We start from the raw sequence: 22,715 nt of genomic DNA, 5'->3' as shown, positions 1-22,715 counted from the left end.
GCATATAAAGGGGGATTACAGTGAAGGCCATTAAATTTTTTTTAGTATTTATTTTCATACTACCTGTCGTAATGCAAAAAGGTTCTTCACCAGTCTCACAAGGACAAACAAATTTCTTTAATATGTCCTATGTGTATTTCGGTACACCTAGTTCTTACATCACTCAAGTTGATCGAACGAAAGGTAGTTTAAATGTTGTTTCTCCTAATTATTTTGACATCTCTAAAGAAGGAAACTTAGAGATTACTTGGCGATTACAAACATCGTTCATTAATGAAATGCACAAACGGGGAATAAAAGTTGTTCCATTCCTCGCCAATCACTGGGATCGTACTGCTGGAATAAATGGTCTAAATAACCGGGAACAGCTTGCACGAGATATAGCTAACGCAATAGAACAATACAATCTAGATGGTGTGAATGTGGACATTGAAGGTGTTGGTCACACGTACCGAAATGAGCACACAGACTTAGTCCGATTATTAAGGGAATACATTCCAAAACATAAAGAAGTTTCTGTAGCTGTTGCAGCGAATCCTAGTGGCTGGAATACTGGTTGGCACGGGTTTTACGATTATAAAGGTCTCGCCCAGCATAGTGATTATTTAATGATTATGGCCTACGATGAAAGTTGGGATTCTCCTGATAGTCCAATTGGACCTGTATCAAGTCTTTCTTTTTTTGAACGTTCCATACAATACGCAATAAACCAGGGGATTCCCCGTACAAAGATTGTTGCCGGTCTGCCTTTTTACGGGCGGATGTGGAAGTTAGATGGACCTACTTTGGAGGGGCGAAATTTACATGGCATGGGTCTTTCCTCCACTAGAGTAGAACCGCTCGTGAACCAATTTAATGGCAGAATACAGTTTGATGAAAAAACACAATCGTCATATGCAAGTTTTACCATCCCAGAAGGACAAAGTGCATTTATCGGGAGTACAAAATTAACGGAAGGTAGTTACATCATTTGGTATGAGAATGAGCCATCTATTCGGGCAAAATTGCAAATGCCGGGCAAATATGGAATAAAAGGAACTGGTTCATGGGCGCTCATGCATGAAACACCAAACACATGGGATTACTACACAAGTGCATTAAATACAGGAAATAGTCAACCTATCGCAACAAATCGATTTAGAAGTGGGCCAATGGCGGTTACTACGACCGACAACCTTAATTTACGGGAGACCGCTTCTCTATCAGGGACAATTATTCGTACACTTTCAAACAAAACTCTACTTAAGGTTACAGGGGATGTCATTACTGCAGACAATACGAACTGGGTCCCAGTACAACTCCAAGATGGAACAAGTGGTTTTGTTTCAAGCAGTTTCTTAAAACGATTTTCGTTACAAGAACTTTATGGAAAGAACCGCTTTGAGACAAGTACGAATGTATCTAAACATGGATGGCCTGAAAGTGCATCCACTGTTGTTTTAGGTCGTGGTGATGTTCCAATTGACGCCTTAACAGGTAGTGTTTTAGCCAAAAAGACACAATCTCCGTTGTTATTAACAAACAGTTCAAATTTACCGACGAATGTAGAGGATGAAATTGACCGATTACAGCCGAGCCGAATTTATATCCTAGGTGGTCAAGGTGCCATTTCAGACACTGTACAATCGCATTTACAAGGAAAAGGTTATAACGTTACAAGAATCGCTGGTTCAAACCGTTATGAAACCGCAGTACGAGTGGCAAGCGAGATCGGAAATCGCAATGAAATAATCTTAACTACTGGGAGGAATTCTCCCGATGCTTTATCAGTGGCTCCTTATGCTGGACAAACACAAACGCCGATCCTTTTAACAGACCAAAAATCACTACCGAATGAAGTTGCGCATTATATTCAAACAAACGGTATCAACAGTGTGACGATTATTGGTGGTGAAGGTGCTGTATCTAATAACGTTATTACGCAACTTCAAAATTTAGGTGTTCCGAATATTGAACGGATTGCAGGGAAAGACCGTTATGAAACAAGTGTAGCTATTGCACAACGATTTAAGAATGAATTCGATTTGTCCAACATCTATTTTGCTAGTGGTATTAGCTTTATCGATGCACTACCTGGGTCACCATTAGCTGCCATGCAAAGCTCACCCATCATCTTAATTAATAACGCAAACTTACCTCCGACCGTCGAAAGCTTTTTACAAAATGAGTTGCCAGGAACACCAAACGTAAATATTTTAGGTGGTTATGGTGTCATTTCGGATGCTACAAGGGCAAATGTTTTCCGTGTTTTAAGATAAAAAAATCACGCAGAAATATTCTGCGTGATTTTTTCTTATGTAAAGGAGTATTACCTCCCTTTTAAGAGCCGGTCAATACTGTTTTATCTTCTATGAATTTACCTGCTTCTTGGTCACTAATTCCTTTAATGAGTCCTAGCTCACTGATGACAATCTTTCGTGCATTATCAAGCATTTGCTTCTCGTTTGTATTTAAAGCTTTTTCCTGATTCAGTCGGGTTAAGTCACGAACAACCTCTACCCCATCTTGAAGGCTCCCTGTTTTCATTTTTTCCATGTTCGTTGTATATCTTTGTTTGCTGTTCAGTTCAGAATCTGTCTCCCCGTTTTCCATAACATCTAATACATCTTTTAGTGTACCTTGATCAACAACAGGACGAATATTAGATGTAGCAATCTTCGATTCAGGAATCATAACCTTCATGTTATCTATCTTTAACTTGATGATAAAATATTGCTCTTTCTTCCCAAAAATTTCTTTCTCTTCAACTGATTCAATTACCCCTGCGCCATGCATTGGATATACGATTTTACTTCCTACTTGGAACAAAATATCCACCTCCAAATGTGGTCCATGAACATATTATAACAAACTTTTTGTAATTTGAAAAATTAATTATAATAACATTAAAATAATATCTGTGTCAATAATATTAGCGATTTTAATTTTTGAAAATTTACATTAGTTAAAAAATAAAACGTAAACACTGTCGAAATCTACTGTCAACAAATGCAAGGAACACTCTATTTTTGCGCTTGCCCAGGAAATATATCACCCCCTATTCACAAAAATGGTCTAAAGTAAATCATATGTACTTGATACCTAAATCATGATTGAAAATTATGTTCCCCACGTTTGATATAGACGGGAAATTTCTATTTCTTTTGAAATTACGGAAGGTGTTTCTAATATAAACGGAGTGTGTTGTAACTCCATACATTTCATCAAATCCGAGAATTGTGTTTCCTCAATATATCCATCTTCAAAAATATTCGCATGCCTATCCTTTCCACTCCCAGCTGGAAATTTAGAATTATTTAGATGAATGACTTTTAGGTGTTGAAGATAGTCTTGTTTTAAACCAACTGCCCGAACTTCTCCCCAATTGGTTCCGTCCCATAAACTACTTGCATAGGCGTGACATGTATCTAAGCAAAAGCCGATCTTTTCAGGATAATTCGTTAGTTTTCTTACTTGTGCTAATTCTTCAATTGTTGTACCTATTGAACCTGGTTTGCCCGCATTATTTTCGAGTAAAATTTTACAATCCCCTTCCCAATGTTCTAAAACTTCATTTAATACATCAATCATTAAATGATAACTTGCTAGAGGATCATGCCGATTTCGCAACTTTCCGAAGTGAACAACAACCCCGATGGAGCCACATGCCTCAGAAATTTCTAAATCGTTATACAATGATTCAATTACCGCATTCCGCTTATTGTCTGTGGGTGTAATTGTCGTTGGGTATGGTGTATGGGAAACAGACACGAGACCATTCTCTAAACAAAATTCTTTACACGCACTTGCATCACTTTGATGAAAAGCTTTAACAGATAAGCTGCGAGGGTTTTTTGGGAAATATTGAAATGCCTCAGCCCGTAATTTTTTTGCCTGTATTGCTGCACCTAAATATCCTTCTTTTATACTCACATGACACCCAAATCTCATACGCATCCCCTTTCTCACTAAAAAGGAGGCCGGATACTGTCCAGACCTCCTCTTCCATTATTCCTTGTTAATTGATGCTTCTGCGCTAGTTTCTTTTTGATTGTTTGTATAACCTTTATCAAGCCTACCGGCATTTTCAATATCACCTGACATTTGATACCCTTCTACTTCGACGTTACCTGTTGTCCCATAAATTTTCATTCCATCTAACGAAGCCTTTGTACGCTCATTTTTATTTCTCTTCATGTTGTGGAAGCTCCTTTTACTTAGTTGATTCGTTTGTATTATTTCCACGATCAACAAAATTAGTCGAGATCTTTTCATACAAAAAATTGATAAGGCAAGTCTTCATAGTTATATACAAGCATATAATGACTTCAGGTACTAAAAAGTGAGGGATGAAAAGTGGATAAGGCGATATTTGGGATAGCAATGTTACGTGTACTTTCAGGTACATTTGAATTAATTGTCGCTATGATTATTTTAAAAATGAGTGATATGAGCAAAGTCTTAGTGTTAAATTCATCTTTAGCTATTGTTGGTCCATTAATTCTCTTATTAACGACCACAATAGGCGTTTATACGATTGCAGAAGAATTAACGTATTCCAAAATGCTTTGGATTATCATTGGCATTGGTTGTATTTTATACGGAGTTAAAAGTACATAAACGTTTTATCTTTATTTACCCTTTCTGGGCATAAAAACCTGCACTCAATAAATTGAGTGCAGGTTTTTATTTTATTTTAATACTATTCCAACAGCATAAATTGATTCTCCTTCCTCCCATTCCCCTTTTATCACAAGTACGTATTTGTTGGGTTTTTCTGGGAGTGTAATTCTATAGTTTTCCACCGGTTGAAAGTGGATTCCGTCTTCTGTCCATATGCCCCATTCAATTGTATGAGGACTATAATCAAATGCTATATTCAATACAGAATCAGCTAAAACTTGTTGGTATTTTTTAACTAAATCTTTAGGATGGAAAGAGTCAGCAGTAACTGATTTGTCACCATCTGACCACATATATGACCCTGTTTCTACATTAAGTTCTTGGTGATCTACCGTTATGGCAGGTGTTGGAGGACGAAGTTTTTCCAATCGTTCCAGTTCATTCTTTTCTGTCACTTCGGAGTGGACGTTTTTTGATTTCCCATCTACATAAACGACGATTTTTTTGCTCTGTTCTAGGTAATGGTGTAACTTCATTTTCCATTTATGTTTTTCATATTCAATTTCGTGGATTACCCAATAATGATCCTCTTGCTCCTTCTTTTTCACATAATCAAGCGCCAACTTTACAGCTTCCTCTTCTCCTACGACCCCTTCTTCATCATATGGGACTTCCACTGACTTACCTGCTAAAGCTATATACTTCACCTGACATTGTTCCGGGAATGATTCTTCGCATCCCGACTTTTGGTCCAGTATAAATTGAATTCTTTGCCCAATTTGTAGTTGATTCTCCTTAATTACATCACCATTTTCGTTATAAATAATAGTTTTATCCACAATCTTTAAATATTTAGCATCAACACGATCATCACCTTTGCCACCAACAACTAAAATTGCATTTTCGCTTAAGTCCGTAATATAAAAGAAATCTTCATCAAACTGAATGTTTGCACCTTGGTGATCGCCAATGGACGTACCACCACATGCTGATAAAAAAATTAAAAGAAACACCAATGCAGTGTTCATGAAATGTTTCATAAGCAGTTCTCCTTTCGTTTCATTCCATTAGACGAAATGAATATGAAAAAGTTACCAGTCACCTTCCGCAAGGTTTTCGATGCACATTTCAGCATATAATGAATAAAGTATTTTTGGAGAATATACGATTTACACAAAGAAATTAGAGGAATTTTAAAGAATCACAAATTTAAACTTTACTTTTTCGTAATATTTGGTATTATATACTGGAATTAACCAAAAAAAGACGGTATTTACAAAGGAAAATGTTTAAGAAAGGGGATGGTGGAGTATGGTAACATCTCTAATCGTTCTTTCACTTACAGTACTGACAACTTTTTTCGTTTTGTCTACAGTTGAAAACTTATCTTCACGCAAACGAAAGAAGAACGTAACGAATGTAGATCAAAACGAACAACCTATTTTAGCGTATGGCAAGCGATAATACTGTAATGCGCTCTAACATTCCTTTTGGAGATATTTCCACCACCTTATGAGAGCCTCTCATAAGGTTTTTTATTAGAAAAAAAACTCGGCTAAAAGCCGAGTTTTTCATTGGTTAGCTAATATTGTTAAAATGGTTTCCTCAATCTTTTTTGCTTTTGATTCATCGAGAATATTATTTATAAGGATGGAAAAAGTGTATGTTTTTCCCTTTTTTCCTTCTACATAACCAGATAGAGAACTTACGGTGGAAAGCGTACCCGTTTTCGCCTGAATATTACCAGCGAAATCCAGGAAACGATAGCGCAATGTACCTCCAACTTTCCTGTCCATTTGCCCTGCGACTGGTAATGATTGAAAAAATGTCGGAAACCACTTCTCATTTTGAATAGCGTATAGTAGTTTTGTGAGTTCATTTGCTGGTACAAGATTAACGTGAGAAATGCCAGAACCATCGCGCAACAACAACGTACTTGTATTGACTCCTAATTTTGCTAATTCTTTTTCCATCACTTCAATGCCTTTATCCCAGCTCCCCTCTCCTCTGTTGATTTTCCCAAGTTCTTTTACTAACACTTCACCGTGTCCGTTGTTACTTAATTTCATAAACGGGATAAGCAGTTCAGATAGTGGCATAGATGAATGTTGCATTAACATTTTCGATTTCGATGGTTTATTTCCTACCTTTGCTTCGCCCTTTACAATGATCCCGTTCTGTTCTAACAAGCGTTTAAACAGACTAGTTGTATATTTCGTTGGGTCCCAAACAGATATCCATTCCCGATACAGTTGATCGCCTAAAGGAATTTCCCCCTCAACGGTTACAACATTCGTCCCATGTTCCCTCGTAACTGTAATATCTCTTTGTTTGGATTCACTTATCGTTTTTGTTTTGTTTACAACCTTTACATAATTTGTCTTAGGAGTTATCGAGATTTTAGCCGTTTCCCCCATTTTATTTCCTGGTTTTATGTCAATGATGACGGTTCCGGCGTCATAATCCTCATCAGGAGATAATGTGAGAGCAGATATTTGTCCTCCGTAATATGTATGTTCGTCAGTCCAAGGTAAATCTTGTGAATATCGAACATCATCGAACCATGTGTCATCCCCAATTACATCCCCTTTTATGACGTCTACACCTGAATTCTTTAACTTTTTGACTAGATGTTGCAAATCCTTTTTTACTAAGGTCGGATCTCCTTTTCCAACAAGGTAAACGTTTCCGTCAATTGTCTTTCCCTTTTGCTTACCATTTGTATGAATTTCAGTAACAAATTTATAGTCCTCACCTAAGGAGGAAAGTGATGCTGCAGCTGTAAATAGTTTTAAATTCGAAGCAGGTCGTAAACGTATGTCGCCATTATGGTGATAGATTAACTCTCCTGATGTTGCCGAACGTACACTTATCCCGACGATCGAACCGTCAAGGGTAGCATTATTTTGAATAATACCGTGGATTTCACTAGCAATATCATCGCTTTCATCATTTGCAACTACGGGAACATCATGCAACTGCATGAATGGAAATGTCACAAAAAGAAATAGACTAACAATAATAAAATAAATTTTTGACCACATAATAAACCACCTTTACCCCTTAATACAGTCAATGCATTATACTCCCCAACCTTTCCCGATTTAAACCGGCAGAAAGTTATTAGTGGAATTTTAAAATAAACAAATTTTTCAAAACTTTCTCTATTGATTTACTGTTACATTCAACCTATAATGGACACACCTTACATATAGAACGACGCAAACGTCTTTAGGGGAGGATAACAGAATGAACCAAATTGAAGTCAGAGGGACACCAGGACATTATGAATGTCACACTGAGGCAATCTGTCAGCTACCAACACGGATGAAAGACGGCCAATTTCAATCCTTGTTTATTATTCACGGGGAAAAATCATGGAAAGTCGCAAAACAATACATGCCCGATTTGTCGTCTTTTCAAGTAGAATACTCTTTATACAGTGGCGAGTGTACGGAGCAAGAAATTCAGAAACAGACGGACAAAGCTCTTATTCATGGAGCAGATATGATTATTGGCATTGGCGGTGGAAAAGTACTCGATATTGCCAAAGGAGTCGCAAATAAAGCGAATATTGATGTTACACTCATCCCGACGTTAGCATCGACATGTGCAGCAACGACACCACTAAGTGTTCTATACAACCACCATGGAAATTTTATTGGATATACAATTTTTCCAAGGAGTACATACCTTGTATTAGTAGATACACGCATTTTATTAGATTCACCTGTTGAATATTTACGCGCTGGTATTGGTGATACGTTAGCTAAATGGTATGAGGCTGATGTACTGATTCAACAATTACACTCTCCCCCTGTCTCTGTTCGTCTTGCTTGGAACGTAGCCAAGGAATGTAAAGATGTACTATTAAAACACGGCAAATTAGCCATCGAATCCCTTCGAAAGGGAGAAATATCTTACTCGTTTCAACAAGTTGTCGAAACAAACTTGTTAACTGGAGGTATGGTTGGCGGGTTAGGTGATGAATACGGACGAATTGCTGGCGCCCACTCCATTCATAATGGATTAACACAAGTATCAGAAACACATTCATTTTTACATGGAGAAAAAGTGGCCTATGGAATATTAGTTCAATTAGCTTTTGAGGAGAAATGGGATGAAATAAATAAACTACTCCCGTTCTATAGATCATTACAACTCCCTTATTCGTTACAATCATTAGGAATCACAAATGAAGCCAGAGCCATCTCTACCGTCGCCAAAGCAGCTGCACTGCCACACGAGTCGATTCATCACATTAGGACAGCCTCAGAAGAAGAGATTAAGGATACAATGGCACAATTAGAAGCCTATATTGCATAGAAAAAGGTATCAAGTTAACTTGATACCTTTTTTTAGTCAAAATCTCGTTTAAAAAGCATTTCATTTGGTATGATGGTTCCAGATGCACCACGCATGTCAACGTGCTTTTCCTCTGTAGGGTAATAAATAATAAAGCTTTCTGGGTTGACATTTGTAAGTTTATTAGGTACTTCCTCCAGTTCTGGGTGCCAAGCAATTGTACCCCTTCGACCACTTAGTACAACTACGAGGTCATCATCTTTTAGGGTGACAAAATAACTCAAATAAAATGTATCCCAATCCGGTACTACCCTTATTGTAGATGCTGGATTTGGAGTCGTTTCCTTAATATATTTATCATATTTCGAAGAACCTTCTCCTATTATTAGGAATAATAACGTTGCCCCTAAGAAATTAGCCATTTTCTTTACATGTTTTAAAGCATCGATAAACCCAAAGGAATGATCGATTCCCCTAGGCAATACAACGACAATTCGTTTTGTGATGTTTAAAGGGTGACCTAACCTTGTAATTAAAATACTTTGGTGTGTCTTACTTAACAATTGATCAATGACTGTACCGAAGATTCGTTGGGGCGCAGTTTTTTCTCCGTTCCATCCTACAATAACTTTCGTCGCTCGTTCCTCTGCCATAGCCCTTTCGATCCCGTTCGCGATATTATAATTCACTCTCGTTATCGTCTTAACTGGAACTTCGGCTCCAGAGGCATATTTGACAGCGTAGTTTAACATTTTTTCCGCTTTCGCGACTTCGTTTTCCGCATTCTTCAAATCCTTCTTAACGACTGTGAGTGGATAAAGTGGCTCTTCGGTCCCACTACTTTTACGCAGTACAAATCCTAAATCTAATAATGAGTCCATTGTTTCAGGATTATACAATGGAATCATAATACGTTGAGGAGCATCACCTGATTCAAATTCTGTTTGCTCTTCAAGTAGGGATAATTTTCGACCGTGTTTTTCAACTAAATACGGTCCTGCGATACAAGTACCTAAAATCATAATGATAACTCCGTTAACGGTAGCTTGATCCAATAACCCTACATCATAGCCCACTAATGTAGAGGCCAATGTAGCGGCTGCTTGTGGAATGGTGAGCCCAAATGTAATGTGACGTTCCTCCTTATTGTATTGATATACATAACTAGCTATCCACGAAGCAATCAGTTTTCCTAAGAATACACTCACTAAAATTAATCCAGTTAATAGCCATGCCCGAGGATTTTCAATTAAGACGGATAAATCCATGAGCATTCCTACAGACAATAGAAAAAATGGGATAAAAAGAGCATTCGCCGTAAACCGTATCCGATTCATTAAAGTTCCATGATCAAATACGAGCCGGTTTAATGAGAGTCCTGCTAGAAAAGCACCTATAATTGGTTGTAAACCGGCTACAGTCGCTAAAAAGCCTGATAAAAAAAGTATTACAATCACATAGGTGAAATCAGTAGATCCTTCATTGATTACATTTCGGAAAAATTGACGGGATATATATGGTATTCCAAAGATATTTAATAAGGTAAAAACAATTAAAGATATAACCAGTACGATAAAAAATTGGATCGTTAAGTTACCTGTTGCAGCCCCAGTCACGACCGCCAACACAAGTAATGCCAATGTATCTGTTAACAGCGTCCCGCCTAGAGCAGTAGTAACAGCCTTATTCTTAGCAATTCCTAGGCGACTAGCGATAGGATACCCTAACAATGTATGCGAACCTAAAATAGAACCTAATAATATTGAAGCTGTCATACTATAACCGAGTATAATACCGATGAATGTTCCTAATGCAAGTGGAAATATAAACGATAAAAATCCGAATACAATACTGCGGTTTCGATACTTTTTAAAGCCTTCAAGGTCCATTTCTAAACCGGCAATAAATATGATAAATAAAAGACCCACTGTACCTAATAATTCAATTGTTTGGCCTCTTTGTAGTACCCCCAATCCATGTGGTCCAATAATGATACCTGCTATAATCGGACCGATGATTCCTGGTATCCTTAACATTTTCATTATCATAGGAGACACGAGAAAGATAACCATAGTTAGAGCAAATATCATGACTGGATCTGTTAGTGGAAGGGTAAACATAGTTAATCTCCTCTCTTCACACAAAACATAAAGTAAAATCTAAACATATTTTATCGTTAATATTATTATTAGCTAGCAATATTATCATAAAACGAAGAAGTCAAACATTCTGTAAACTGAGAATATCATTATCTTTGTTTTTCCCATGCCATCTTAATATTATTTCGCGAATAAAGCACAAAAAATATAGTTGTAATACACCTTTGTCAGAGTGTAGAGAAACCCCATGTTTTTTTCTACACTCTTTTATATTTCGTAGAAATTTAGATGTTTTAGAGCAATAAGTTATTTAAGAAAAAGATTGTCTTTCACCTAGCTGACACGAGCTAGGTGAAAGACAATCTTTTTCATGTTTTGACAAGCAGCTGTAAGCAATGCTTGTTCAGAAACATTTCGCAATCATGGACCAATACATAGAATTTTCATTTATACCTAAAAAAGTATGACCACATTATTCAGAGGATAACGGTCGTCCTTAACGCGATGAACGCTTAAAGCCGGCGGAAAATTATGATGAAAGTTGATGAAAAAACCGACACTACCGCGGAAAGGAGGTTTTTTCATCAACGACGAAATAAAATATAAAAAGGCCGTCGAGACTTTCTCGACAGCCTGAAAGGTGTATCACACCATTGTTTTTTTATAGGTTTTTAAGGGCTGTTTCAATCGGACTTTCTCCTGATACTAAGTCAAATTCACGATTAAATGTGTTTGATTCATCCAGTGCTAACAATACAGTTTTCGCGACATCTTCTCGTGGTATTGTATGGCGTTCCAGGTTTTCTGCAACAGTTACTTTGCCTGTAGCCGTTTCATTTGTTAGACCTCCTGGGCGGACAATTGTGTACGTTAACCCACTTTGCACTAGCATTCGATCAGCATAGTGCTTCGCCACAAAGTATGGTTTAATTTTTTTGCTCCAATTTGCGCGGTGATGGGCTTGAATAGCACTTACCATAATATATCGGTTAATACCTGTTTTCTTTGCTGCTTCCATTGTTTTCACTGCGCCGTCTAAATCAACTAATAACGTCTTATCAGGACCTGTCTTTGCTCCTGACCCTGCTGTAAATATAACTGCATCACAACCATCCATTACTTTGCTTATTTCAACCACGGTATCTTCCAAATCAACTATCATTGCTTCAATTCCTTCTTGTTGGAACTGGTCAACTTGCTCCTGTTTCCTTACAACTGCCCTTACTGTATGCTTACTACTGTTTTGAATAAGCTTCACTAAATGTTGACCAATTTGTCCATTTGCACCGAATACACAAACTTTCATCGAAACACTCCTTATAATTGAATGTTTTTCCTTATTTCTTCGTAATGTTCCTTTAATTGGCTTTGAATAATGAGAAAGAAAGAAACTAAACTTGCTAAACTAACCAAAACCAAAAGGATATGAATGCAAATAAATGATGCTGATGGAGCTACTTTCACAACATAAACACAATACTGATACATTACAAAACCAAACACTGTTGTTAAAAGGAAAAATTGAAATTTCGGCTGTTTCAACTCCTGAAATGATAAATCATCTAGAATAAACATTAAACCAAATCGCTTCTTTACCATTGCCATTGACATATGACATACAATAATTCCGTATAAAAATTGAATGGTCATTAACTCTACTAAATCTGCTTCTGGTGTGGCTAAATTTGTACTGCCTACTAATCCGATTTGCAACAATATAAGATAAATTGCACTTTGTATAACACCCGAAGCAACGACGTATCCGACAAACGTCACAATTAAGGAGAACCACCATTTGACATCCATTATCTTCCATATTAATAAAAATACAAGTATCATAATCGTTATTTCACCATAGAAAAATGGGATCGCTAAGAAATTGTAAAACACAATACATAAAGCGGAGATTATAAAACTTAAACCAACGTACCATTTTATATAAGGTCGGATAGGTAACCTAAAAAGTACGATCGAAAATATTAAGGTAGCGATTGCTTCAAAAGCACCAAAAAAAAGTTCAGAAAATAATAAGTAATTCATCGTTGTTGTTAAATCCTTTCGTTTCTAGGTTGATAAGTAGAGCTAGAATTATGTTTACTAACTCCATGTTCTAGTTGTGTATCTCTATTCTTTGCAATTGCACGATATATTAAAGGGTCTAATAATTTTTGCTTCATTTTTGCAATCGTAGCAAACACACTTTTCCGTGAAGGGTTTTCCTCAAAATAGATCTTGCCAAATTCTTGGTCATATTCCATTACATTTTGCAAATTAACTAAATTAGACCGGTCTAAAGAAACGAAACCGTTTTTTTCATTTAGTAAACTTTCCATTTCTTGTAGTTTTGTAATTTGGAAATAACGATCACCATTTATATAATAAACTAATTTACGGTTCTCCGATTCTACATAATCAATCTTCATTAAATCTATCGTCGTAAACGTTTTTGAACCGTCTTCTAATTCTTTATACACTGTCATCATTACCTCTTTTGATATGATAGACACCTCCCACGCAGAACCATTACCATTATACTAACCGTTTGTCAATAAAAATTCATGTTCATGTTTTTGCCTTTTCTTTCCTAATATCTAGGTCTATAATATCAATAGAAAATCCCCCAAAGAAAAAAAGAAATGGGATAAGAGAATGTTGGATGAGTACTTAGATATAATGTTAATAAACATAACATCAGGAAATGAGTAGCGTCTTTTTCCAAAATGATCTAAAGCACGATCGAACTATAGTACATTATAACTAGGTATTGTCCAACATTCATAATTGATAGTCTATAAAATTATAACACAAATTTTTACAGATTAGAGAAACGAATAATTTTAATTTTATGAATGCTCCATTCATTCCCACATGGAAATGACGCTTATAATAAGCGTCATTTTTATTTTGTATCCATTACCTTTTCGACAAATAAACGACAACGTTCCAAATCCTTTGTCTGAGGTAATAATTCTATTTTTAACGTTACTTGTAACTTCGTGTGAACATATAGCATATCCCTAAACTTATCTACCGCTCCACAGAAATGGGGATAAAACGTATCTCCTGTACCGGCCACTCCAGTAACAAGTCGCTTTACATTTTGCTGTTCAAAAGCCATATACAAAGGAATCATTTCCCTCGGAATTTGACCATTCCCCCAGGAATAAGTTGCAATCACGACAGCATCATACTCAGCTAGTCGTGATTGAGGAAAATCATGGACAAGATATAAGTCCGGTTCAATTTGATAGTCACTTTGAAAAAAGTAGCTTAATATATTCACGAGTTCTTTCGTGTTCCCCGTAATAGAGGTATAAATCAGTGCTACTTTCATTACAGTTCATCGAATCCATTTGATTGGGATACCTTTGTATACGTTCTTGACTTTTGTTCAAAAAAGTCGGATTTCGTATCGTTTATCATTTCATCACTAAACACATGAATCCATGGCATCGGGTTTTCTGTATGATTATATAAGCCTTGTAACCCTAATTGATTGAATCGTTTATCAGCTAAATATTCTAAGTAATCACCAAACTCATCAAGATTAATATCTTTTATATCTTTTAAAATAAAGTTGGCCCATTCTTTTTCTAAATCTACACCTTTTCGGATTGTGTCATAGATGTATTGAACGTTTTCTTCCGTATTTAATTCTTCTTGCTCTGTTAACAAGATGCGAATAAATTGAGAGATAAAGTAAGCATGCTGCATCTCGTCTCTTTGGATATAACTAATCATTGTGCTCGTTTTTAGCATCTTCTGTTGCCTTGCCAAGTTATAAAAGAAGGCAAAACCTGCGTAAAAGAAAATCCCCTCTAAAATAACGGAGTTAACCCCTAGTTCAAATAAATGTTGCGGTGTAGGTTTACTTCTGAATTTTTCATAGGCATCGAGAATAAGCTGGTTACGTTTTTGAACAATTGGGTCTTCTTTCGCTTGGTTGAATCTATCGTTTTGCTCCCGCAACGGTACGAGGGAACTTAAAATATATGAATAAGACTCATTGTGAACAGCCTCTTGTTGAGCAATCACTGCAAATATCGCTTTAAAACTTGAATCGGTAACATAATCGAGAACCTGACTCATGGTTGGTGTTTGCAGACTATCCAAAGAGGCAAGTTGTGTGTTAATTCGTAAAAAGACATCTTGTTCCGTTTCAGATAAATGGTCCCACTGTTTGATATCATCTTGCATATTAATTTCTTGTGCTTTCCAAAAATTCGACAACAATGTTTGGTATAATTCATACATTTGTGGATATGCAATGTCGTTCCAATTTAATAGACCTGATGATTCCCCATTAATAATACTAGTCGACTTATTCGGGTGATCATGGTTTAGTAACTTTACTTTCTTTAACGTGGTATTTGTTAACATAATACCCCTCCATAAAATTTAACTATGGCAAGCTTCACATTCCTCTATTTCTGATTGTGATGTGCTTCGAACGTAATAGGTTGTCTTTAATCCCGACTTCCATGCTTGCATGTGTAGGTTTAACAGTTCTCTTGCCTTAATATCATGCCTTACATATAAGTTAAAACTTACCGCTTGGTCAATATGTCTTTGTCGGGCAGCATTTTGCTTAATGCTCCACACTTGATCAAGTTCATGACGTGCACGGCGGTAATAGTCGTACGTATGGTGATCTAAATCAGGCGGTGTTACTTTAAACTTGAAATTCTTCTTCTCTTCTGCATATTCGACAGCATATATCGGATCGATCCCATCTGTAGAACCGCCAATTTTGGCAGTAGAAGAGTTTGGTGCGACAGCCATTAGCCACCCATTTCTTATTCCTTCCTGCCTAACCTGTTCTTGCAGTTCAAGCCATCTCTCAGATGAATAACCTCTACGTGTGAAATATTCACCTGTTTCCCATTCGGAATCAGCAAATTTACTGTAACTTCCCTTTTCTTTTGCCAGTTCCATTGATGCTTTTATCGTGTAATAAGAAATATCTTCATATAGGTCGTTTGCATAGTTCACTGCTTCATCTGATTCCCAATAGATCCCTTCTATCGCTAACAAATGATGCCATCCGAATGTCCCTAGACCAACGGCACGATATTTTTTATTCGTAACTTCCGCCTGTCCAACAGGGATTGTATTTAAATCAATAACATTATCGAGCATGCGCACTTGTATTTTCACTAGGCGGTTTAATACATCACCTTTCACCGCTCTTGGTAGGTTAATAGAAGATAGGTTACAAACGACAAAATCCCCTGGTTTTCGGACGATCACTAAGTTCCCTTCTTCGTCCTCGTATTCATTCGTAATCATTGTCGCCGACATATTTTGCGCGATTTCTGTACATAGATTACTACAATAAATAGATGTACGACCTCTTCCAACAACGTGTTTGTTCGGGTTTTGTCGATTCACTTCATCACGATAAAACATGTACGGTGTACCCGTTTCTAATTGGGCTACCATGATACGGGCCATAATATCCATAGCACGATATGTTTTTCTCGGTAATAATGGATGGTTGACTGCTTCTTCATATTTTTGGGTAAATAGCTTTTCATCTTCTTCGTCATAAAAGTCCTCGAGACCTAAAGGATTTCCGTTTTCATCTTTCCATCCCATAAACTGCTTCACTTGGTGCGGACAAAAAGTGTGCCATTCCCCGACACTCCGACCGTTCTCGTCTATTTCTTCCAATTTTCGCATAAATAAATCCGGGATGTTCACACCTGTAAAAATATCGTGTGCTTTTCGTCTTTCATCTCCATTATTCGTCTTTAAATCCAGAAATCCGTTCATAATATCTTTATGAAAGACGTCCAAGTAGATCGCAACTGCTCCTTGGCGTTGTCCTAACTGATCTACACTTACAGCCGTATCATTAATTAATCGAATCCAAGGAACAACTCCTGAGGAATTCCCTTTGAATTTTTTAATATCTGACCCAAGTGCACGAACTTTTCCATAATAAATGCCAATGCCTCCACCATCTTTACTTAAACGGGCTACATCCCAGTTGTTCAAATAAATGCCATCTAATGAATCATCTACTGTGTCGATAAAACATGACGAAAGCTGACCAAAACTTTTCCCTGCATTTGATAATGTCGGAGTAGCCACGGTCATATATAGATTGCTTAATGCCCAGTATGCTTCTTTTACAAGTTCAATACGTTGGCCTTTCGACTCATTTTGCATTAATGTCATTGCAATAATCATGAAACGCTCTTGTGGAAGCTCGTAGATGTTTCCGTCATGATCTTTTGCCAAGTAACGATCAGCTAACAAAAACAATCCAATATAGTTAAATAAAGTGTCATGCTCGGGGTTTATCTCTTTTTGTAACGTATCGATTTCCGACTTACTATATTCATTTAATAGACTAGTAGAATAAATCCCTTTTTCTGTTAACAATTCTATTAATGTGTAAAAATCACCATATTTTCGGGAAGAGTCATATCCCCTACTATGACTAGCTTTTGTGTACAACTCTTGTAAATATAACTGTGCTGCCATATAAGTCCATTCCGGTTGCATCATCCCAATTTTATTTAAGGAATAAAATAACGCTTGCTGTTGCTTTTCTTCGTTAGGTAAATCTTTTAATTTTTCTTTTAATGGGTCGGCATTAATGGAATACTTCTTCGCTGCTTCATCAATTATATGAAACACGTTTCGCCATTCCTGATCCATAATTTTAGACATATATGTACCCCTTCCATCCCTAGTTTTTTACATAAAAAAAACCGCTCAGCATTGAGCGGACAAAACGATAACACAAAGGGGTAAGAAGAGCCCTTTGTCGCCACCGTTTCATCATCCCAATCCCCGAGGAATTCGAAACACACGAAGTTGTGACAGGTCTCCTGACTTGTGTATCGTCCTACTTTGAGTCCTTCCCGTATGAATTATACAGTGGTGATCCTCAGTTCGTCCACACTTACAGTTGCGGGGGCAGTTTCGGATTTCTACCGAATTCCCTATTAAGCCGTAACGGCATCTCAACTCGCGGCAACACTATATATAGTTATGATTTCAATGAAGTTACAATATATTGTGATATAATCTATAAACTAGCATAAAGGAATATTATACTCATTTCAATCTATTTATTATAAAAATTTCATTTCATTCGAAGAATGACTTATGCATTGTAACATAAAAAGTGTTGAATCAAATAGAAAAAAACCACCGGAATAGCCGATGGTTTTCGTTTCACTATTGTAATGCTTTATATGCGTTGACGAATCCGTGTCCATAATGTTCATCATAACCAACTTTACCGAGATCTTCTGTTGTATTTTGTACTAGTGTTTTTAGTTTATATGGATTGACGTCTCCATACTTTACTTTCAACAATGCAGCAACAGCAGACACCTTTGGGGTTGCCATTGAGGTGCCAATATACCATGAATAGCCAGGATATAAATATTTGTAATCCTTAATGGTTCCGTTATCGTTGTATTCATACTCCACAACTGGTACTGAACTCAAGTTGAATTCATCAGCATATAATTGATTTTCTATATATTCATCAACGCGATCTTCTTCAGAATATTGCAAAAATGTTCTATAATCTCCTCCAACACCTGCTACATCAACAAAGCCTGATCCGTAGTTAGAGTATAAAGATAGCTCATCTGTAGGACCAGTTGCCGAAACCGTCACAATATTTGGTACCGAGGCAGGCGTGTAAAAGCTCGCTCCAACAAAATGGTAACCATAATCATCATACAATTCATTTGCAAATTCTGTTACTTCTTTTTTATTCGTTGCATTTAAGGCAGCATTTCCTGCCGCAGCCACAACTAATACCCCTTTGCTATTCGCGTATTGTGCAGCTCTCATATATGCTACATAATCTGCTACATCATTTCCATAGTCATACGTTTCACCTGTGTCTGGATTGGTCCAATATACTTTTCCTTTTACATAAATTCCACCTAAGCTCATCGAAATTACGTCTACCCCATCGTTTGCTGCATCAATCATCGCTTTATTGATCCAGCTGGAATAAGCTCCACCTTCTGCAGCAAATACACGGTATGCCTTAAAGCCTATATGAGGAGCAATCCCTAAAATTTGGCCATTCCCTGCAATATTACCGGCTACATGTGTACCATGTCCATTACGATCCTGTACATCATTTATATCACCAGTTTCCGATTGGTCATAGCCATATAATCCACCAGCTGGAACATAGTTTTTCGAACCAGGTAATAAATTTTTCGTAACGTCCGGATGGTGCAAATCTATACCGGAATCAATAATACCAACAACAACATCATGGTTACCAGTTTCTATTTCAAAGCTTGCTCCGTTGTTCGTCATACGTTTAATGTCCCATTGGTACTGTTCATATAAGCTAGCTGAAGCAACGTCTATTTCTTGTTGGTCCCCACGGTTATTTTTCTCCATTTTACCAGTTGTTTCGGTTTTTTCAGTTTCCATAGGGATTGTTTCTAATTCAGGGTTTTCGATAACAAGCGTTGGAGAAGCTACTTTGATAGCCTTATCCTTAGTAGCTTCAAAGCCGAACTCACTTGGTGCTTTAACCTGAATCACACCAATTTCAGGGATCGTATCTACAATTTCCCCACCTAAACCTATTATCAACTCGTTCGCATTTTTGGGAATTTTTTCTTTTTCAAATACAACTGTAAAATGAACATCGTCTTCTGTGGAAGCGTGAGAGGAATGAATGGATGCGATTCCAATCAACATGAATGAGATCGCAAGCAGTAACGAAAATAACCTTTTCATATGTAAACCTCCTTATATAATAGTAAGATATCGTATTTCATATCTTACTACACTATATGCTGAAGGCTTTTACTATATTAGAAATTATGATAGATTTCTTCAAAAATAAAAAAGGTACTCCCCCGAGTAACCTTTCAACATTGTTATGCCAACATGATATTAGAAAAACGTTTTATAAATCCAATCAATTACAACCCCGCCTAAATAGACACCAAAGACACCAAACACTCCAGCTAAAACGGGTGGAGCGGGTAACGGCAATTTAAATAATTTAAAGATGATGCCGATAATCATACCTGCTAATGTACTTAAAAAGATTTCTTTCATATTCTGGACTCTCCTCAATGTGGTTTCAATGTTATCTTTTCCAATTTCCTTAATTTTAAAATGGATAAAACGCTTTATGTGCATTTCATCTTTATGCCTAACGCTAATGTTTGTCCACGGTTTTTCAGGATGAATCCATAATTTTGTTTATAATCTATAATTAGATCATTCCCAATCCACTGTTGTGCGAAAGGCTCTATCCTCAAATAAACACCTTCAACACAAAAAAGAAGTTCACTGTTTTGATTCGTTGATCCATCCAGGATCAAGTCATAGTCAATGATATTGCTTCAACCATCAGTATTGTCCGCATGAATATGAAATACATCATAGTTATATTTTTTTAATTCGTATAATGCCCGCTCTTTAATTTGAACTTTCATTATCTCACCCCTTACTATCACTTTACATAATTTTACCTTAGTAAGCATTACATTTGATTTCTGTTTATTAATCGGATATCGTAATAATATCCTAAATTCAAGATTTTTAATCCTGAACAAAACGCATGGATTAATGAATGTAGGATAAATTATAAAAAACACCTAGAAAGGAAGATGAAAATGGCTAAAGTATTATACATTACAGCAAATCCAAAATCCACTAATGAATCTTTTAGTTTAGCAGTTGGAGAAGAATTTTTAAAAGCGTACCAAGAGGCAAACCCGAATGATGAGGTTGTCCACTTAGATTTATATAACGTGAATATCCCTTACATAGACACTGACGTGTTTAACGGTTGGGGTAAATTACAACAAGGTTCTGCATTTGATCAACTTAGTGAGGAAGAGAAAGATAAAGTAAGTCGCATTAACAATTTCACAGATCAGTTCATTGAAGCTGACAAATATGTATTCGTTACACCATTATGGAACTTTAGTTTCCCACCAAAAATGAAGGCATATATTGATACCATTTCAATTGCTGGTAAAACCTTTAAATATACCGAAGAAGGTCCTGTTGGATTATTAACCGACAAAAAAGCGATTCACATCCAAGCACGTGGCGGTGTATATTCTGAAGGCCCAGCAAAAGATATGGAATTCGGCGATCGTTATCTGCAAAGTGTATTCGCATTTTTAGGTATTCAATCAGCTGGTTCTGTTGTAGCTGAAGGTATGGCAGCAACCCCTGACAAAGCAGAAGAGATTAAAGCAAATGCTATTGAAAAGGCAAAAGAAGTAGCGAAACAGTTTTAATTAAATGAAAAAAACCTACCGGAATTCCGGTAGGTTTTTCACTTCCTTGAAACATTACTTCACTTCATCCAAAGGAATATGTTGATTGTAATCAAATGAAACAGACTCACTATTTTCATTCGATTGTCGTGAGTTTAACTCAACTGACCCTTTCGGTACTTCATGTAGTGGAATATCCATTTTGTAATCAAACATATTAATTCCTCCTTTTATCATATTATAAACGATAATTGCCAATTTATTATGTAAATATTTGAATTTTTTTGAATTTTTCTAGGATTATAAATATAGGTATTTTGAAAGGGGTAACCAACATAGGGATAATCATTTTTATTTTGAGAAGAAAAGAAAATTTTTATACGATTTCTATATCTATTCCATTAATGAGAACACTATGGTAAAAGGGTTCATATCTTTGGGAGGATTGTAAGATGAAAAAAGCAGTTGATGACTATATACAAGAAGGAATTTATGGAGCGAAAGAAACAAAACCAGATGAAAGAAGACGATTTTTAGGTTCATTACGGGAAAGAACCGTTTTAGCATTAACAAAGGCACAAGTTATGAAAGGATTAGGACAAGAAGAAATGAAGGAGGAAATGCGTCAACATCCGAAAGCGAAATTATTGTTAAATGGGCAAGTTCATTCTCGTTTTTTTACACCGTATAAACAAATTGCAAAGCAGATGAAAGTTCCATATACAAATGTTTCTAACCGTGATGCAAAGTCTGATTTAGGTGCTATCTTAACCTATGATGAAGCCATTGATAAGGAACATATTTTTTTGGAAACTACACCAAACTATGAAATAAAGGAAGAGGAAAAGCAAAAAGAAAATATCTTTCAAATAATCGTGAAACGTTTGTTTTCCAAAAAGTAACATATCATTTGATATATGTTAAACCTTTGCAGTTGTACTTCCACCCTCTTCCAAAACAATCGTAATGATATATACGTTTTATTAAATTCAAAATAGTTCACTAAATGGTAAATCCTTACATAGTCCGTGGTTCCAAATAAATATTTGCTTTCTGTTCATCTAAATATCTAGCCATCGCCGTTTTATGTTTACGTAAACCAAACTGTTCATAAAAGGTTTCTTTGCCGATTGTAGTCGTTAAATGCACAAAAGGAATATCCTTTAAATGGTTTAGTAAGGAATCTACTAGTTTATGCCCGATTCCTTTCCCTTGCATATGCGGAGCTACTACAACATCATATATTGCAGCGTATCTTACTCCATCAGATATAGAACGACCACACCCAACTAATTTATTATCTATAAATGCAAAACAAACGATATAGCTATTTCGAAAGGCCTTTTCGACATTTTCCATATTATACCCTTCCCAGTTTACTTGTTGAAATAATTCACTTAGCTCTTTCCAATCTATATTTTCCACACTTGTTTGTAATACAACATGACGATGATTCCCCACGTCA

The 22,715-nt window shown here is 36.4% G+C and carries 22 protein-coding genes and 1 riboswitch; of the genes, 6 read left to right on the top strand and 16 right to left on the bottom strand.

Features of this window, described 5'->3' with window-relative positions; all coding sequences use genetic code 11:
- Positions 1–20: 20 nt before the first annotated feature.
- On the top strand, positions 21–2,258 hold the full coding sequence (locus NLW78_RS05140) for a cell wall-binding repeat-containing protein (protein WP_254495910.1): 2,238 nt from the start codon (positions 21–23) through the stop codon (positions 2,256–2,258).
- Between the two features lie 61 nt (positions 2,259–2,319).
- Here the strand turns inward: NLW78_RS05140 and NLW78_RS05135 are convergent, their stop codons facing one another.
- The 3 genes from NLW78_RS05135 to NLW78_RS05125 all read right to left on the bottom strand — a co-directional run bounded on the left by NLW78_RS05135 (position 2,320) and on the right by NLW78_RS05125 (position 4,176).
- Positions 2,320–2,823, bottom strand: coding sequence for a CarD family transcriptional regulator (locus NLW78_RS05135; protein WP_254495909.1), 504 nt, complete (start codon positions 2,821–2,823; stop codon positions 2,320–2,322).
- A gap of 276 nt (positions 2,824–3,099) precedes the next feature.
- A complete protein-coding gene (locus NLW78_RS05130; RefSeq protein ID WP_254495908.1) occupies positions 3,100–3,930 on the bottom strand; it encodes a deoxyribonuclease IV in 831 nt (276 codons plus the stop codon).
- A 57-nt stretch (positions 3,931–3,987) separates the two neighbouring features.
- Entirely contained in the window at positions 3,988–4,176 is a 189-nt protein-coding gene (locus NLW78_RS05125; protein WP_254495907.1) for a hypothetical protein, read from the bottom strand.
- A gap of 159 nt (positions 4,177–4,335) precedes the next feature.
- On the opposite strand from NLW78_RS05125, the gene NLW78_RS05120 reads away from it, so the two are divergent.
- Positions 4,336–4,599, top strand: coding sequence for a YqhV family protein (locus tag NLW78_RS05120; RefSeq protein ID WP_254495906.1), 264 nt, complete (start codon positions 4,336–4,338; stop codon positions 4,597–4,599).
- Between the two features lie 71 nt (positions 4,600–4,670).
- Here NLW78_RS05120 and NLW78_RS05115 read toward each other — a convergent pair whose 3' ends face one another.
- Positions 4,671–5,642, bottom strand: coding sequence for a hypothetical protein (locus tag NLW78_RS05115; RefSeq protein WP_254495905.1), 972 nt, complete (start codon positions 5,640–5,642; stop codon positions 4,671–4,673).
- A 271-nt stretch (positions 5,643–5,913) separates the two neighbouring features.
- Here NLW78_RS05115 and NLW78_RS05110 point away from each other — a divergent pair, with 271 nt between their 5' ends.
- Entirely contained in the window at positions 5,914–6,066 is a 153-nt protein-coding gene (locus tag NLW78_RS05110; RefSeq protein WP_254495904.1) for a hypothetical protein, read from the top strand.
- A gap of 107 nt (positions 6,067–6,173) precedes the next feature.
- Here NLW78_RS05110 and dacB read toward each other — a convergent pair whose 3' ends face one another.
- Complete coding sequence (dacB, locus tag NLW78_RS05105) at positions 6,174–7,646, bottom strand: D-alanyl-D-alanine carboxypeptidase/D-alanyl-D-alanine endopeptidase (RefSeq protein ID WP_254495903.1); 1,473 nt, start codon at positions 7,644–7,646, stop codon at positions 6,174–6,176.
- A 205-nt stretch (positions 7,647–7,851) separates the two neighbouring features.
- On the opposite strand from dacB, the gene NLW78_RS05100 reads away from it, so the two are divergent.
- On the top strand, positions 7,852–8,928 hold the full coding sequence (locus tag NLW78_RS05100) for an iron-containing alcohol dehydrogenase family protein (protein ID WP_254495902.1): 1,077 nt from the start codon (positions 7,852–7,854) through the stop codon (positions 8,926–8,928).
- Between the two features lie 32 nt (positions 8,929–8,960).
- Here the strand turns inward: NLW78_RS05100 and NLW78_RS05095 are convergent, their stop codons facing one another.
- From NLW78_RS05095 to NLW78_RS05055, 9 genes are all read right to left on the bottom strand, one after another.
- Positions 8,961–11,027 carry a cation:proton antiporter domain-containing protein gene (locus NLW78_RS05095; protein WP_254495901.1) on the bottom strand — a complete coding sequence of 689 codons (2,067 nt, stop codon included), beginning with the start codon at positions 11,025–11,027 and terminating at the stop codon, positions 8,961–8,963.
- A gap of 640 nt (positions 11,028–11,667) precedes the next feature.
- Positions 11,668–12,312: an SDR family oxidoreductase gene (locus tag NLW78_RS05090; protein WP_254495900.1), complete on the bottom strand. Its 645-nt coding sequence runs from the start codon at positions 12,310–12,312 to the stop codon at positions 11,668–11,670.
- An 11-nt stretch (positions 12,313–12,323) separates the two neighbouring features.
- Positions 12,324–12,845, bottom strand: coding sequence for a hypothetical protein (locus tag NLW78_RS05085; protein ID WP_254495899.1), 522 nt, complete (start codon positions 12,843–12,845; stop codon positions 12,324–12,326).
- Between the two features lie 209 nt (positions 12,846–13,054).
- On the bottom strand, positions 13,055–13,486 hold the full coding sequence (locus NLW78_RS05080; protein ID WP_254495898.1) for a LytTR family transcriptional regulator DNA-binding domain-containing protein: 432 nt from the start codon (positions 13,484–13,486) through the stop codon (positions 13,055–13,057).
- A 419-nt stretch (positions 13,487–13,905) separates the two neighbouring features.
- Positions 13,906–14,340: a flavodoxin domain-containing protein gene (locus tag NLW78_RS05075; RefSeq protein ID WP_254495897.1), complete on the bottom strand. Its 435-nt coding sequence runs from the start codon at positions 14,338–14,340 to the stop codon at positions 13,906–13,908.
- A complete protein-coding gene (locus NLW78_RS05070) occupies positions 14,340–15,386 on the bottom strand; it encodes a ribonucleotide-diphosphate reductase subunit beta (RefSeq protein ID WP_254495896.1) in 1,047 nt (348 codons plus the stop codon). The genes NLW78_RS05075 and NLW78_RS05070 overlap by 1 nt, the downstream gene beginning before the upstream one ends.
- Positions 15,387–15,404: 18 nt before the next feature.
- Positions 15,405–17,687, bottom strand: coding sequence for a ribonucleoside-diphosphate reductase subunit alpha (locus tag NLW78_RS05065; RefSeq protein WP_254495895.1), 2,283 nt, complete (start codon positions 17,685–17,687; stop codon positions 15,405–15,407).
- A 134-nt stretch (positions 17,688–17,821) separates the two neighbouring features.
- Positions 17,822–18,000, bottom strand: a riboswitch (cobalamin riboswitch).
- A 200-nt stretch (positions 18,001–18,200) separates the two neighbouring features.
- Complete coding sequence (locus NLW78_RS05060) at positions 18,201–19,745, bottom strand: S8 family serine peptidase (protein ID WP_254495894.1); 1,545 nt, start codon at positions 19,743–19,745, stop codon at positions 18,201–18,203.
- Positions 19,746–19,904: 159 nt separating this feature from the next.
- Positions 19,905–20,072, bottom strand: coding sequence for a XapX domain-containing protein (locus tag NLW78_RS05055; RefSeq protein WP_254495893.1), 168 nt, complete (start codon positions 20,070–20,072; stop codon positions 19,905–19,907).
- 563 nt (positions 20,073–20,635) lie between these two features.
- Here NLW78_RS05055 and NLW78_RS05050 point away from each other — a divergent pair.
- Complete coding sequence (locus tag NLW78_RS05050; RefSeq protein WP_254495892.1) at positions 20,636–21,271, top strand: FMN-dependent NADH-azoreductase; 636 nt, start codon at positions 20,636–20,638, stop codon at positions 21,269–21,271.
- A gap of 54 nt (positions 21,272–21,325) precedes the next feature.
- Here NLW78_RS05050 and NLW78_RS05045 read toward each other — a convergent pair whose 3' ends face one another.
- Entirely contained in the window at positions 21,326–21,466 is a 141-nt protein-coding gene (locus tag NLW78_RS05045; RefSeq protein ID WP_254495891.1) for a hypothetical protein, read from the bottom strand.
- Positions 21,467–21,702: 236 nt separating this feature from the next.
- Between NLW78_RS05045 and NLW78_RS05040 the strand changes: the two genes are divergently transcribed.
- A complete protein-coding gene (locus NLW78_RS05040) occupies positions 21,703–22,152 on the top strand; it encodes a YueI family protein (RefSeq protein WP_254495890.1) in 450 nt (149 codons plus the stop codon).
- A gap of 115 nt (positions 22,153–22,267) precedes the next feature.
- On the opposite strand, the gene NLW78_RS05035 is transcribed toward NLW78_RS05040, so the two are convergent.
- A complete protein-coding gene (locus tag NLW78_RS05035; RefSeq protein WP_254495889.1) occupies positions 22,268–22,711 on the bottom strand; it encodes a GNAT family N-acetyltransferase in 444 nt (147 codons plus the stop codon).
- Positions 22,712–22,715 lie beyond the last annotated feature (4 nt).

The sequence above is a fragment of the Salirhabdus salicampi genome (genome assembly GCF_024259515.1).
Taxonomy (GTDB): Bacteria; Bacillota; Bacilli; order Bacillales; family Alkalibacillaceae; genus Salirhabdus_A; species Salirhabdus_A salicampi.
Note: the sequence above shows the minus strand (reverse complement) of the source record. Positions and strands in the feature narration are given on the sequence as shown.

What these genes read in the sequence shown, in the direction of transcription:
- dacB (WP_254495903.1), bottom strand. Translation starts at nt 7,646, where the DNA reads ATGTGGTCAAAAATTTATTTTATTATTGTTAGTCTATTTCTTTTTGTG.
- NLW78_RS05045 (WP_254495891.1), bottom strand. Translation starts at nt 21,466, where the DNA reads ATGTTTGATTACAAAATGGATATTCCACTACATGAAGTACCGAAAGGG.
- NLW78_RS05095 (WP_254495901.1), bottom strand. Translation starts at nt 11,027, where the DNA reads ATGTTTACCCTTCCACTAACAGATCCAGTCATGATATTTGCTCTAACT.
- NLW78_RS05050 (WP_254495892.1), top strand. Translation starts at nt 20,636, where the DNA reads ATGGCTAAAGTATTATACATTACAGCAAATCCAAAATCCACTAATGAA.
- NLW78_RS05060 (WP_254495894.1), bottom strand. Translation starts at nt 19,745, where the DNA reads ATGAAAAGGTTATTTTCGTTACTGCTTGCGATCTCATTCATGTTGATT.
- NLW78_RS05130 (WP_254495908.1), bottom strand. Translation starts at nt 3,930, where the DNA reads ATGAGATTTGGGTGTCATGTGAGTATAAAAGAAGGATATTTAGGTGCA.
- NLW78_RS05080 (WP_254495898.1), bottom strand. Translation starts at nt 13,486, where the DNA reads ATGACAGTGTATAAAGAATTAGAAGACGGTTCAAAAACGTTTACGACG.
- NLW78_RS05085 (WP_254495899.1), bottom strand. Translation starts at nt 12,845, where the DNA reads ATGATACTTGTATTTTTATTAATATGGAAGATAATGGATGTCAAATGG.
- NLW78_RS05055 (WP_254495893.1), bottom strand. Translation starts at nt 20,072, where the DNA reads ATGAAAGAAATCTTTTTAAGTACATTAGCAGGTATGATTATCGGCATC.
- NLW78_RS05065 (WP_254495895.1), bottom strand. Translation starts at nt 17,687, where the DNA reads ATGTCTAAAATTATGGATCAGGAATGGCGAAACGTGTTTCATATAATT.
- NLW78_RS05090 (WP_254495900.1), bottom strand. Translation starts at nt 12,312, where the DNA reads ATGAAAGTTTGTGTATTCGGTGCAAATGGACAAATTGGTCAACATTTA.
- NLW78_RS05070 (WP_254495896.1), bottom strand. Translation starts at nt 15,386, where the DNA reads ATGTTAACAAATACCACGTTAAAGAAAGTAAAGTTACTAAACCATGAT.
- NLW78_RS05040 (WP_254495890.1), top strand. Translation starts at nt 21,703, where the DNA reads ATGAAAAAAGCAGTTGATGACTATATACAAGAAGGAATTTATGGAGCG.
- NLW78_RS05125 (WP_254495907.1), bottom strand. Translation starts at nt 4,176, where the DNA reads ATGAAGAGAAATAAAAATGAGCGTACAAAGGCTTCGTTAGATGGAATG.
- NLW78_RS05110 (WP_254495904.1), top strand. Translation starts at nt 5,914, where the DNA reads ATGGTAACATCTCTAATCGTTCTTTCACTTACAGTACTGACAACTTTT.
- NLW78_RS05115 (WP_254495905.1), bottom strand. Translation starts at nt 5,642, where the DNA reads ATGAAACATTTCATGAACACTGCATTGGTGTTTCTTTTAATTTTTTTA.
- NLW78_RS05100 (WP_254495902.1), top strand. Translation starts at nt 7,852, where the DNA reads ATGAACCAAATTGAAGTCAGAGGGACACCAGGACATTATGAATGTCAC.
- NLW78_RS05075 (WP_254495897.1), bottom strand. Translation starts at nt 14,340, where the DNA reads ATGAAAGTAGCACTGATTTATACCTCTATTACGGGGAACACGAAAGAA.